General features: G+C 70.0%; 15 protein-coding genes. 6 read left to right on the forward strand and 9 right to left on the reverse strand.

All coding sequences use genetic code 11. The annotated features are described in order from the left end of the window. Window positions 1–148: 148 nt before the first annotated feature. From ACZ7LT_RS29050 to ACZ7LT_RS29075, 6 genes are all read right to left on the reverse strand, one after another. Window positions 149–502, reverse strand: a complete 354-nt coding sequence (locus ACZ7LT_RS29050) for an outer membrane protein assembly factor BamB family protein (RefSeq protein ID WP_471239080.1) — start codon at window positions 500–502, stop codon at window positions 149–151. A 994-nt stretch (window positions 503–1,496) separates the two neighbouring features. Next, window positions 1,497–1,679, reverse strand: a complete 183-nt coding sequence (locus ACZ7LT_RS29055) for a hypothetical protein (protein WP_471239081.1) — start codon at window positions 1,677–1,679, stop codon at window positions 1,497–1,499. A gap of 97 nt (window positions 1,680–1,776) precedes the next feature. Then, complete coding sequence (locus tag ACZ7LT_RS29060) at window positions 1,777–1,902, reverse strand: hypothetical protein (protein WP_471239082.1); 126 nt, start codon at window positions 1,900–1,902, stop codon at window positions 1,777–1,779. Window positions 1,903–1,938: 36 nt separating this feature from the next. Then, window positions 1,939–2,637 carry a hypothetical protein gene (locus ACZ7LT_RS29065; RefSeq protein WP_471239083.1) on the reverse strand — a complete coding sequence of 233 codons (699 nt, stop codon included), beginning with the start codon at window positions 2,635–2,637 and terminating at the stop codon, window positions 1,939–1,941. Between the two features lie 93 nt (window positions 2,638–2,730). Then, window positions 2,731–3,180, reverse strand: a complete 450-nt coding sequence (locus ACZ7LT_RS29070) for a GNAT family N-acetyltransferase (protein WP_471239084.1) — start codon at window positions 3,178–3,180, stop codon at window positions 2,731–2,733. Between the two features lie 80 nt (window positions 3,181–3,260). Then, complete coding sequence (locus ACZ7LT_RS29075) at window positions 3,261–3,455, reverse strand: hypothetical protein (RefSeq protein ID WP_471239085.1); 195 nt, start codon at window positions 3,453–3,455, stop codon at window positions 3,261–3,263. A 115-nt stretch (window positions 3,456–3,570) separates the two neighbouring features. On the opposite strand from ACZ7LT_RS29075, the gene ACZ7LT_RS29080 reads away from it, so the two are divergent. Further along, window positions 3,571–4,719: a sulfite oxidase gene (locus ACZ7LT_RS29080; protein WP_471239086.1), complete on the forward strand. Its 1,149-nt coding sequence runs from the start codon at window positions 3,571–3,573 to the stop codon at window positions 4,717–4,719. Here ACZ7LT_RS29080 and ACZ7LT_RS29085 read toward each other — a convergent pair. Beyond that, a complete protein-coding gene (locus ACZ7LT_RS29085; RefSeq protein WP_471239087.1) occupies window positions 4,713–5,315 on the reverse strand; it encodes a M20/M25/M40 family metallo-hydrolase in 603 nt (200 codons plus the stop codon). The genes ACZ7LT_RS29080 and ACZ7LT_RS29085 overlap by 7 nt on opposite strands. Before the next feature lie 386 nt (window positions 5,316–5,701). Between ACZ7LT_RS29085 and ACZ7LT_RS29090 the strand changes: the two genes are divergently transcribed. Then, window positions 5,702–6,631: an ATP-grasp domain-containing protein gene (locus ACZ7LT_RS29090; protein ID WP_471239088.1), complete on the forward strand. Its 930-nt coding sequence runs from the start codon at window positions 5,702–5,704 to the stop codon at window positions 6,629–6,631. Next, on the forward strand, window positions 6,628–6,834 hold the full coding sequence (locus tag ACZ7LT_RS29095) for a hypothetical protein (RefSeq protein WP_471239089.1): 207 nt from the start codon (window positions 6,628–6,630) through the stop codon (window positions 6,832–6,834). Before ACZ7LT_RS29090 ends, ACZ7LT_RS29095 begins: the two co-directional genes overlap by 4 nt. A 105-nt stretch (window positions 6,835–6,939) precedes the next feature. Here ACZ7LT_RS29095 and ACZ7LT_RS29100 read toward each other — a convergent pair whose 3' ends face one another. Then, a complete protein-coding gene (locus tag ACZ7LT_RS29100; RefSeq protein WP_471239090.1) occupies window positions 6,940–7,824 on the reverse strand; it encodes an MOSC domain-containing protein in 885 nt (294 codons plus the stop codon). Window positions 7,825–8,017: 193 nt separating this feature from the next. Here ACZ7LT_RS29100 and ACZ7LT_RS29105 point away from each other — a divergent pair, with 193 nt between their 5' ends. From ACZ7LT_RS29105 to ACZ7LT_RS29115, 3 genes are read left to right on the forward strand one after another with little or no spacing between them, the layout of a single operon-like run. Then, window positions 8,018–8,431 (forward strand): hypothetical protein, encoded by a 414-nt coding sequence (locus ACZ7LT_RS29105; protein WP_471239091.1) that lies wholly within the window; start codon window positions 8,018–8,020, stop codon window positions 8,429–8,431. 51 nt (window positions 8,432–8,482) lie between these two features. Next, complete coding sequence (locus tag ACZ7LT_RS29110) at window positions 8,483–8,776, forward strand: ArsR/SmtB family transcription factor (protein ID WP_471239092.1); 294 nt, start codon at window positions 8,483–8,485, stop codon at window positions 8,774–8,776. Next, window positions 8,773–9,159 carry a VOC family protein gene (locus ACZ7LT_RS29115; RefSeq protein ID WP_471239093.1) on the forward strand — a complete coding sequence of 129 codons (387 nt, stop codon included), beginning with the start codon at window positions 8,773–8,775 and terminating at the stop codon, window positions 9,157–9,159. The genes ACZ7LT_RS29110 and ACZ7LT_RS29115 overlap by 4 nt, the downstream gene beginning before the upstream one ends. A 32-nt stretch (window positions 9,160–9,191) precedes the next feature. Here ACZ7LT_RS29115 and ACZ7LT_RS29120 read toward each other — a convergent pair whose 3' ends face one another. Further along, the gene (locus tag ACZ7LT_RS29120; protein WP_471239094.1) at window positions 9,192–10,763 is read right to left on the reverse strand and encodes an SDR family oxidoreductase; all 1,572 of its coding nucleotides are present in this window, start codon (window positions 10,761–10,763) and stop codon (window positions 9,192–9,194) included. Between the last annotated feature and the right edge of the window lie 276 nt (window positions 10,764–11,039).

Genomic DNA, 11,039 nt, shown 5'->3' on the forward strand with positions numbered 1-11,039 from the left:
ACGAGTAGAGATCATGGCTTGAGGCTAGGAACAGCATGCGCCACCAGCCATCAGGGAAGCGCCCCTTCGCGTACGGGTGCCAGCCGGATGGACAGCGGCGGGTGGCGGCGCCGCGTGCAGAGTTCCATCACGTGCGTGCAGAGTTCCATCACGTGGTGGCGGAGCAGAGGGGGATTCGGCCCTCGCGGGTCCCGATGAGTAGGCGACCTGTCCGGGTGACGGTGAGCGCCGTGGGTATCACGGACACGTTTCCGAGCGTGAGGCGGTGTCGCCAGAGCACGGTGCCGTCGTCGAGGCTGAGAGCGACGATCTCGCCGTCGTCGTAGGCGATGAAGACGGTGGTCGCGTCGGCGTCCAGCGCGGTGGCGGAGCAGTCGGTGCGAAAGACCCACCGCGGTGTCCCGTCCGAAGCCTCGCGCCGTACGACGAACGAGTCACCGGGCTGACGTCTCTGCCTGAAGACCGTGCCCGCGTGGATCAGACTCCCGTCGGCAGCTTCCACGCCGGGCCCACCGAGGTGTTCTTCACCGGGGAGCCAGGAGTAGGGGAACAGGCGCCGTACGTCCACTTCCGCCGGCTCGGACGGTCGGCCGGGCCCTCGTCCGGGCTTCAGGTCGGCGGTGGCCACCCACGGAACTCCAGGATTCGAACGCCGAGCCCCCTCCTTTTTCACGTAGGACAAGAACCAGGTGTGGCTGACGTGCCGTATGTGAAAGGGGTATCTGCTGGCGACGGGCACATCCCGGATCCAGTACCCGGAGGGGGCGAGGGCCGGATCGCCGTCCGCCGCACTCGACAGCGACACGTAGCCGGATGGTCGAACTGGTCCACTTGCGCACCGTCCGCCAGGGACAGCCGGACCACAGACCGCGGGCGCCGGTTGTGTCTTTCGGGGCGTACGAGCGAGACCCAGGCTGAACTCTCGTCCCGGGACACGGCGATCTCGCAGCCCCCTTCTTCGCCCGGGACGGCCCATTCCCGTTCCCCCGACGGGAGCCAGCACTCCAACTGCATTCCGCCGAGCGTGGCGAGGATCCGGCCGTCCGAAAGCTCCTCAACTGCCTGAACAGTGAGACGGGGATCCCAGTCCGGGCCCAGGTCGGTCAACAGCTGATACACGGCCGCCCTGCCGTCGGGGCGGGGCGCCGGCACCCTGGGGCCGGCCAGGTCGTAGGGCGTGATGGACCTGGGCGCCACCGAGGTCCAGTCGGGTCGCAGTACCACGGCGGTCTGACCGTGCGTGTGCGCTTCCTTGTCCTGCCAGTCGTCGGGCGGGGCCATGAGCACGCGAAGTCGCTGCTCGTCGAGCCACTCCAGCTCCAGGACCTGACGCCCGTCCCCATGCTCGAAGGCCGAGATGTGCGTTCCCGTCTCCAGGTTGAGCAGGAGCAGGTCACCGGAGAAGACGTACCCGCCGTCGTAGGAGCCGGTTCCGACGGCGAGCAGCGGCAGTGTGGGGTGGAAGGCCATCGCCTGGGCCACGAGGCGAGAGCGGATCAGTGCGCGGCAGGCCAGGGTGGCGGTGTCGTAGACGCCGACCGTCGGGTGATCGGAGAAGCCTGCGTGCCCGCCACAGCGAGCAGGCCCCGCCGTTCGTCAGCCACAGCGTGGGTGGGGTGGCCGATCTCGGCGAAGGAGCGGTCGCCCAGGATCCGGTCGACGGAGAACGAGAAGGTCATGGGAACGATCTTCGCAACGCCCTGTGGAGGAGGAAAGCCACGTCGAGCAGGAAGGGGCCTGCGGAGCGCTTGCCTCTCCCCGGCCGCACCTCGTCCCCTACCGATATTGGTCTCCGTACTCTTCGCCCATGGGGCCGAGGTCCAGCAACGGTGTGGCGCAGAACGCGGCGAGGGTGATCAGGCCGAGGACACCCATGATCAGGGGGTGATCATCGGTCCCCATCGCCCCGTGCCGTCGGCGCGGACCGCCTTGGCGGGATCACGCGGGTCGTAGCTGACCTCGATGCTGAGGCAGCCGCTCGTGTCGAAGTACTTCAGCGTGTTCCCGTCCACGTCCGAGTACAGGTAGAGGCTCGGCTGAGCCGCGTCGTGGGCGTAGTCCGCCGTCACTGTGATGCCGTGCCGGGGCAGCCTCCAGGGTCTGACGACCGCCCGGGGCCGACATCGCGGCCGCGATCGTGATCGGGAAGCCGAGGCCGCCGAAGAGGACGACGAAAATGATGTTGGCTGGGTGCGCGACGAAGGAGACGAGCACGCTCATCGCGACGATCGCGAGTACGGAGCCCGCCGCAAGCCACTTGACCCGTCGGCGGAGCGCCTCAGTCGGGGTCTCGGCCTCTGACTCGCGCTCGGCGGTGCGGGTGGTGACGAGGGTGGAGCCGTCGACCGCGGCGGAACTCTCGGCGGAGGCCGGCGGAAGCACGGCGTTCACTGCCCGGGCGAAGGCGGTGGCGGCGGCCTCGCTGACGTCCTCGATCCGGTAGACGGTCGGCGCGGTCGCGGCGGGTGCCGTGAGCCTGACCTCGACGGCCCGCTGTTCCGCGTGGACGCGCGCGATCGCCGAGAACGGAATGCGGTGCTCCTGGTGCGCTCGGCGCAGGACCAACTCCTCGTCCACGGCGCGGAGATCGGTGTCCTTCCTGCCGCGAAGGATAGGTATTGAAGCATTGATCGACATCGCCGGATCTTATGCATCCACGGCTCGCCCGCAAAGCCCTCACAGTGCCTTCACCCGGAACGAGGATGCCGCTCGCGGCCAGTTCTTCCAGCTCTAGAGCAGCCGCTCGAAGCACAGGGAACTCTCAACACCGGCGTAGGCGCCGAAGTTCGGGATCCGCCGATAGCCGGAGCGCGTGTAGAAGCGCACGGCATCGGGCTGGCCGTCTCCTGTCTCCAGCCGGAGGCTCGACCAACCCTGCGCACTCGCCCAGTCCTCCAGCGTGCGAAGGACGCTCGTGGCGACACCTGAGCCACGCCAGGCTGGGGTTACGTACATGCGCTTGACCTCGCCGACGCCTCCGCCGAGGTGGCGGAGTCCCCCGCACCCCACGGCGGTGCCGTCGTCCTCGCGAGCCACGAAGAATGCGGCGATGTCCACGGCCGAGGGCGCCGTTCCAGGTTCGCTGTCCGGGGTCCCGTATCTGGCGGCTATCTCGGCTCGCTGCTGTTCGCGCAGCGTAATGGCGTCCGGGTCCGTCCAGAGGACCTGTTCGATCTTCATGCCGCGGAGTCTGCCGACAACCTGTTTCGGACAGGTAAACCGTGCCACACAGCCCGTCCGTGACCGGCTCCCCGCGTGGATCAGCCGATGTTCTCCTCGGGGTCGGCCTGGGCCTTCAGGGGCCAGTACTCGCCCAGGCAGAGCGGCGGCAGTGGCGGGAAGCGGTGTCCCTTCACGTCGGTGCTCCAGTGGTGCTCACCGCCGCAGTCGCACTCGTAGATCCCGCTGGACGGGACGATCTCCCCCGGGTGCCATGACGACCTCTCCTCGCTCATGATCCAGCTGTACGTCGCCGTCAGCCAGGCCGCGACCGGGGCGGCCCGGCCGGTCCCGCCGGCAGTGCCCCAGGGCGGGTGGTCGTCCGGGGTGGCGTGGGAGCAGACTGGGTGTATGGGGCAGCGTCTCGGTGATGTCAGTGCGCCCGCGCGGCTGGCCGGCCCGGAGGAAGGGATCAGCCGGGAGGAGCTGGCGCTGGCGGCACGTAATCACGGTCTGCCGCTGGAGGCTCTGCGGTACGACGTCACGCCACCGGGGCTGCACTACGTCCTGACCCACTACGACATCCCCTGGGCGGACGGCGAAGCCTGGGAGCTGGCGGTCGGCGGCCGGGTGCGTCGTCCGCTCACGCTCGGTGTCGCGGAGCTACGGGCGCGTCCCGCCGTCACCCGGCGCGTGACCATGGAGTGTGCGGGTAACGGCCGCGCCCTGCTGTCGCCCCGGCCTGTCAGCCAGCCATGGCTGACGGAAGCCGTCGGGACGGCCGACTGGACGGGGGTGCCTTTGCGCGACCTGCTTGCCGAGGCGGGGGTGGCGTCCGACGCCGTGGAGGTGGTCTTCACCGGCGCGGACCACGGGGTCGAGCGCGGGGTGGAGCAGGACTACGAGCGCGCTCTTCCTTTGGACGTGGCCATGGGCGAAGAGGACGACGACGTGCTCGTCGCCTACGCCATGAACGGTGTACCGCTGCCGCCGCAGCACGGATTCCCGCTGCGGCTCGTCGTGCCGGGCTGGTACGGCATGGCACACGTGAAGTGGCTGCGCGCCATCACCGTCGTCGACACGCCTTTCACCGGCTTCCAGCAGGCGCTCGCCTACCGACTGCGGCAGAGCAAGGACGAGGAGGGCGAGCCGGTCACGCGGATCGCGCCGCGCGCCCTGCTGCTGCCTCCCGGGTTTCCGGACTTCATGTCGCGGGCGCGGATCGTGCGGCCGGGCCCTGTCGAGCTCGAGGGTCGTGCCTGGTCCGGTCGCGGCACGGTCACCGGCGTCGAGGTGAGCACGGACGACGGCGCCACCTGGAACCCCGCGGAGTTGGAGCCCCTGCCCGCCGACGGCACGGGCCGCTGGGCCTGGCGCCGGTGGCGGTTCCGCTGGTCCGCAGAACCGGGCCGGTACCTCCTCTGCGCACGCGCGACGGACTCGCGGGGCAACCGGCAGCCGGTCCGACCGCCATGGAATCGCGGCGGCTTCGCCAACAACCAGCTTCAGCCACAGCCGGTCCTCTGCACGGACGACGGAGACAGGCAGGACGCTCACTGACCCGACGGCCGCCGGTGGGCGGTGGGACGTGGCCACTCACCGGCGTGTATGGGCCCCAGGGCCATGGCGCCGGGGGCGCGTTCGAGGACGTACGAGAAGTCCTCGGCGCCCATCACCGGTTCGGGCAGTTCGCGTACGAACTCGGGGTCCAGCAGCATGGTCGCGGTGGTCAGGACGGCGGCGGTGATGTCCCGGTCGTTGTGCAGGGGCGGGTAGCTCTCGGTCAACGACACGTCCACGTCCGCGCCGTGCGCGGCGCCGACGTGCCGGGACTGCATCAGTACCCGGTTGTTGCTGGAACCGGGCGTCAGGAGGTAGACGTCGGCGCCGGCGTCTTCGTCAGTCGGCTTCAGCGCCCACGTTGCCTGCGGCGCGCGTTGGTGGTGCGCCCACACCTGCTCGTACGAGTTGGACACGAGGGTGGCCGGCCGGTGCCCGGGCGGTACCACCACCGGCAGGTTCGTCTTGTTGCCGAGCATCAGGATGCCGGTGACGTCGTTGACGAACGGCACCCTCAGGTTCAGCTGCCACAGCAGCTGCCATGCCTCCGTCTGGACCGACGGCTGCGGGTAGTTCAGCACCCAGACCGCCTCCATGTCCTCGAGCGACAGCGGGCCCGGGCACGGCCTGTAACCGCTCCCCCGCGGTCAACGGGCCATCGACCCGACCGGCCACCGTGCTGGCCTCCTCCCCCGCGGCGGACAACTGGTTGACCGAGCCGACCCGCACCTCGTGGCCCAGCCGCGCCAGCGTTGTCGCGTACAACGCATGACAGGTGTCCAGTTCCGCCGGAGTCCCGATCAGCAAGGCCACACGCACACGCCACCTCCCGCACCGAGCAACTCGTCCCGCCAGGGCATACCAGCCTGGGACGGTCCGTGAAACGGCGCCGCGCCCGGTCGGCACCCGCCTGCCGGACGGATATGGTGCCCGCGCTCACGTTTGACTGCTCGCCGCCACAGAAAGGGAGACGCGAAGTCTGATGGGACAGATGACGGTGCAACGAGCTGACGTGTGGATGCTGGTCCGGGAACACCCGACCATGCCTCTGGCATCGACGCGCAGGCTGGCTCAGGCCCTGGAGGACGCGTACGGTTCCCGGTTCGCCCTCTGGCGCACCGATGAGCTGGTCCTCGGCGTACGGGACGGACGGCTGGTCCTGTATACCCTGGGTGGTGCGCCCGTGCCGGCACCGACGGTGGTGTGCGTGCGCCAGATGCCCAGCAGCATGCATGACGCTCGTGAAGTCACCCTCCTGCGGCATCTGGAGCGGATGGGGACGGCCCTGCTGAATCCGGCGGACGCGCACCTGGCGTGCCGCAACAAGTTCCAGCAGTTGCAGGAGCTGGCCTTGGCGGGACTGCCGGTGCCCGACACGCTCTCCTACGCGAACGCCCCGTTGGAGGGCGTCCTGCACAGCCCGCAGTTCCGGGCGCCCTGTGTGGTCAAGTCCGTGTGCGGCAGCAAGGGCCGGGAGGTCTTCCTCGCCCCCGACAAACGGATGCTGCACGACGTTCACGGCAACCTCGCGCAGCAGGTGCCTCTGCTCTTCCAGGATTACGTGGACCACTCCCACGGCCGCGACCTGCGCGTGGTCGTGGTCGACGGCAAGCCGGTGGCCGCCGAGGTCCGTACCTCCCGCGACGGCGCTCTGAAGTCCAACCTGGCCAAGGGCGGACAGGCCACGCTCTGCGCGGGCCTCTACCCGCGGGCCGAGGAACTGGCCGTACGCGCCGCACAGGCCCTGGGCCTCACGGTCGCGGGCGTGGACCTGCTCTTCGGACCCGATGACACCTTCGTGATCTGCGAGGTCAACGCCGTTCCCGGATGGCGGCCGGAGATGACGGACGTCATCCCGGCCATCACGGCCCAGATCGCCCGCTCGCTCCGGCCGAGCCGTGACGAGCCGTGACGAGCCGTGAGGAGCCCCGCACCCACCGGGTCCGCACCGGGACGGCATCGACCGCCCGGGGCGGCATCGTCTACGACCAGTGCACCCGCAAGAACCACCGCACCCTGGGCGCGTTCTTGCGGATCCCCGCGGGTGGGGCGCTCCCGCGGCCGTCGGAGTTCAGCGTGTCCCACCGCGACGACGGCGACGGCATGACGTCCTGAGCGCGGGGCCGCTGGTCGTGTGCCCGGCCGACGGGGCGGGCACCGGCCGACGGTGGGGGCGGCGGGGGGCGAACCGTCCGCCGGGGGCGGTCGGCCGCGGCCGTCCTACAGTTCGGCGTCGCCCCACTCGTGGACGGTCACCTCGTCGCCGACCGACAGCTTCCCCGGCCGTGGCACGGAGAACTTCGTGCCGAACACGACGCCCCCGCTCGCCGCCCGCCGGTAGCTTGCGAGCGTACGCAGTGGCTCGGGCCCCTGCCGCGCCCCGAGTTCCTGGTCGACCAGAGTGACCGCGCAGCGCACCGCGAGCTTGGCGTAGCCCAACTCGGCGCCGCCGACGGTGATACGGCGTGCGCGGTCCTCGGCGTGGGGTACGGCTGCCCAGTCGCCGTCTTCGCCGTCATGGTCGATGCCGGGGCCGGGGTGGCTGTCGACGACGATGTTCGGGCGGAAGCGGTCCATCGACAGGGCCGGGGCTCCGCGCTCGGCCATCTGCCGGTTGAGGAGGGTGAGGGAGGAGCGGGACAGCAGGTGCACGGCGCTGCTGTCGGCGTAGCCGGAGGTACCGGGGGTGTGGCCCTCGGTGACCCGGTCGTGCTCCGGCGGCACGCGGACCAGGCGGCTGGGGGTGCCGAGGACCTCCGAGAGCCAGGTGGCGGCGTCGTCGCCCTGGTCGATCCCCTTGAAGGCGGCGCCGAACAGATCGACGTCGCGGCGCGGTGCGGACGTGGTCACGTCGATGCGTAGCGTGCCGTAACGGCCCGTCGTGTCGGCCGAGTCGAGCGTGAGCCGAGTGCCGTCGGGGCTGATGTCGGGTCGGATCAGGGCGAGGCGGGGGTCGCGGCGCTGGGTGCGGTAGACCCCGTCCTCGCTGATGACCATGAAGCTGCGGTCGTGCGCGAGACCTGCCGGCGTGAGGAGCGCGTCGCTCATCGACGTGCCCGCGCAGCCCTTGATGGGGTAGCAGATCAGATCCCTGACATCGGCCATGTGCCGCCTCCTTCGGTCGACGGCCACATTAGAACGTTTGAGCTGATGAGGTGATGTGATCAGTCCCGGAGTGATCGATTCGAGCGCGAGGCGGAGCTTTTCCCTGCCATCGCCGGCATGGGGGCGAGGCAGCTCCGCTACCGCAGACTGGCCACGCGACATGACCGCACCCGGGACCTGGGGGAACCGAGACGTGACTGGCTGGATGCGCCACGCCCCGCGGTGGGCGGTGGCACTGACCCTGGCCACCGCCGCCGGCCTGCTGTTCGTCGGAGCCGTCTCCCACATCGTCGACCTGTTCCACCACGGCTTGCACCCCTACGCATGGGCACCGAGCTGGCTCAACCTCTACTGGTCCTCGCTCGCGCTCTTCGACCCGCTCGCGGCCGTACTCCTGCTCCGCGGCAGGCGCCGAGGCATGGACCTCGCCTGCGTCATCGTGGCGACGGACATCGCCGCCAACTGGTACGCGATCTACGGCATCCAGCACAGCACCTTGCTCGCCCAGCCGGGACTTCAGCGACTCACCGGCTTCGCAGCACTGGTCCTCGGCTCCGCGCCGTTCGTCCGACGGCACCTCACCAAGGGAGACGATCTCTGGGACTGACACACCCGCCCAGCTTGATAGGCAAGCCATCACTTGCCTATCGTGTGAGACATGGCTGAGGATGTCTTCAAGGCACTGGCCGACCCCACCCGGCGGCGCATCCTGGATGAGCTGGTGGAACGGGACGGCCAGACCCTGTTCGAGATATGCACACGGCTGGTGACGAAGCACGGCCTGGGGCTGTCCCGCCAGGCGATCAGCCAGCACCTGGCCGTCCTGGAATCTGCGGGTCTGATCCTCACGCGGCGCCAGGGCCGCTACAAGTTCCACGATCTGAACACCGAACCCCTTGAGCGCATCGTGACCCGGTGGCTCAGGCCCGACACACCGGAGAGCACCCCATGAGGATCCACCTGACCAGCGTCTTCGTCGACGACCAGGACAAGGCCCTGCGCTTCTACACCGACGTGCTCGGCTTCCAGAAGAAGACCGAGGTCCCGCTCGGCGAGGACCGGTGGCTGACCGTGGTCTCACCGGATGACCCCGACGGGACCGAACTGCTACTGGAGCCCTCCGGCCATCCGGCGGTGAAGCCGTACAAGGAGGCGCTGGTCGAGGATGGCATCCCGGCCGCGTCCTTCGCCGTGGACGACGTACATGCGGAGTTCAGCCGGCTGCGCGCGCTCGGGGTGCGCTTCACCCAGGAGCCGCTCGAGATGGGCCCGGTCACCACTGCGGTACTGGACGACACCTGCGGCAACCTGATCCAGATCGTGCACAGTGAGTAAATCGCGCACAGCAGGCGGGGAGGCCCTGGGCCTCAGTGCCGCGACCCCCGTCGGGCGCGGCGGCGCCGAATGTGGCCTGCGGGGGCGACACTCCCCCGAGCGCTCATGCCTTTGGCGGCGGCCTGGGTGATGTTGCGGGCCATACCGCCGAAGACGACGGCATGGAACGGGGAGACCGCCCACCAGTAGACGTGGCCCAGGAGGCCGCGGGGGTGGAACAGCGCGCGTTGCCGGTAGCGGGTACGGCCCTCGGCGTCCGACTCGACGTACATCTCCAGCCACGCCAGGCCCGGCAGCCGCATTTCCGCCCGCAGCCGCAGGAGGCGTACGGGCTCGATCTCCTCCACCCGCCAGAAGTCCAACGAGTCACCTACCCGCAGACGCTCCGCGTCGCGCCGTCCACGGCGCAGACCGACGCCGCCCACGAAGCGGTCCAGCCAGCCGCGGACCGCCCAGGCCAGCGGGAAGGAGTACCAGCCGTTGTCGCCGCCGATGCCCTCGACCACCTTCCACAGCGCTTCCTGCGACGCGTCGACCGGCAGCTCCCGCTCATCCTGGTAGAGGCTCCCGCCCGCCCAGTCCGGATCGGTGGGCAGCGGGTCGCTCGGTGCCCCCGGAACAGCGGCGGACGACCAGCGGGTGACGACCTGCGCCTCCCGCACCCTCCGCAAGGCCAAGGCCAACGTCTCGTCGAAGGGCATCGGCCGGCCCGGCAGGTCGGGCACATACCGGGCAATGTCATGCTCATGGCAGACGACCTCATGTCGCAGCGACTCCGTCAACGGCCGGGCGATGGAGGCGGGCACCGGCGTGACAAGTCCCACCCACAGGCTGGACAGCCCCGGAGTAAGCACCGGCACCGGCACGATCAGCCGCCGTCGCAGTCCACCGACCACGGCATAGCGGCGCATCATCTCCCGGTACGTCAGAACGTCCGGCCCCCCGATGTCGAACGTACGGTCCACGTCGTCCGGCATGCCTGCCGAACCGACCAGATAGCGCAGCACGTCACGCACGCCGATCGGCTGGGTGCGCGTACGCACCCAGCTGGGGGTCACCATCACCGGCAACCTCTCGGTCAGATAGCGCAGCATCTCGAACGACGCCGACCCCGAGCCGATGACAACGGCGGCCCGCAGCACCGTGGCGGGCACCGGCGCCTGGAGGAAGATACGCCCGACCTCGGACCGGGAACGCAAGTGCGGCGACAGCAGGTGCTCCGGAACGCCCCGCGGGGTGAGCCCGCCGAGATAGACGATCCGCCTCACACCGGCAGCCTCCGCCTGCTCGGCGAAGACGCGCGCGGCATCGCGGTCGGTGTCCTCGAAACCGGCGCCGGAGCCCAGAGCGTGCACCAGGTAGTACGCGACGTCGATGCCGTGCATGGCCGCGGCGACCGACTCCGCGTCCGTGACATCCCCCTGGACCGTCTCCACATCCCCGACCCACGGATGATCACGAAGCTTCCCCGGGGAACGGGCCAGGCACCGGACCTGGTGCCCCGCCTCCAGCAACTCCGGCACCAGACGCCCACCGACATACCCGGTCGCGCCAGTGACCAGACACCGCAGCCCCTCCCCAAGCTGCTCTCCGTCCGTATCCACGACCGACCTCCACTCGCCCAGCACGACGCCGACCCCAGCCAGCCAACACCCCGGGGTCCCGCCCCGCCCGGCAGGCTCGCCGTTCCGCTCGCTGAAGCGCCGACAGGACCGTCGGCAGCAGACGGTGCGCGCGGCCGGGAGTGGTGTTGCGGGCGGGAGAGTCGCGTCGCACGATGGAAGTGTCCGGCCCCGCGCGGACGCGCACAGGCGCCGGTGCGATCGGCACCAGGCCTCAGGCCCGGACCTTTTCAGCTGACCTCAACGAGCCCAGTGAGT

The sequence above is a fragment of the Streptomyces sp. NPDC039465 genome, assembly GCF_055639315.1.

Bases quoted from the DNA above. Each gene is read 5' to 3' on its own strand.
- ACZ7LT_RS29055 (WP_471239081.1), bottom strand. From the start codon at position 1,679: ATGACCTTCTCGTTCTCCGTCGACCGGATCCTGGGCGACCGCTCCTTC.
- ACZ7LT_RS29060 (WP_471239082.1), bottom strand. From the start codon at position 1,902: ATGGGGACCGATGATCACCCCCTGATCATGGGTGTCCTCGGCCTGATC.
- ACZ7LT_RS29065 (WP_471239083.1), bottom strand. From the start codon at position 2,637: ATGTCGATCAATGCTTCAATACCTATCCTTCGCGGCAGGAAGGACACC.
- ACZ7LT_RS29070 (WP_471239084.1), bottom strand. From the start codon at position 3,180: ATGAAGATCGAACAGGTCCTCTGGACGGACCCGGACGCCATTACGCTG.
- ACZ7LT_RS29075 (WP_471239085.1), bottom strand. From the start codon at position 3,455: ATGAGCGAGGAGAGGTCGTCATGGCACCCGGGGGAGATCGTCCCGTCC.
- ACZ7LT_RS29080 (WP_471239086.1), top strand. From the start codon at position 3,571: ATGGGGCAGCGTCTCGGTGATGTCAGTGCGCCCGCGCGGCTGGCCGGC.
- ACZ7LT_RS29085 (WP_471239087.1), bottom strand. From the start codon at position 5,315: ATGGAGGCGGTCTGGGTGCTGAACTACCCGCAGCCGTCGGTCCAGACG.
- ACZ7LT_RS29090 (WP_471239088.1), top strand. From the start codon at position 5,702: ATGGGACAGATGACGGTGCAACGAGCTGACGTGTGGATGCTGGTCCGG.
- ACZ7LT_RS29100 (WP_471239090.1), bottom strand. From the start codon at position 7,824: ATGGCCGATGTCAGGGATCTGATCTGCTACCCCATCAAGGGCTGCGCG.
- ACZ7LT_RS29110 (WP_471239092.1), top strand. From the start codon at position 8,483: ATGGCTGAGGATGTCTTCAAGGCACTGGCCGACCCCACCCGGCGGCGC.
- ACZ7LT_RS29115 (WP_471239093.1), top strand. From the start codon at position 8,773: ATGAGGATCCACCTGACCAGCGTCTTCGTCGACGACCAGGACAAGGCC.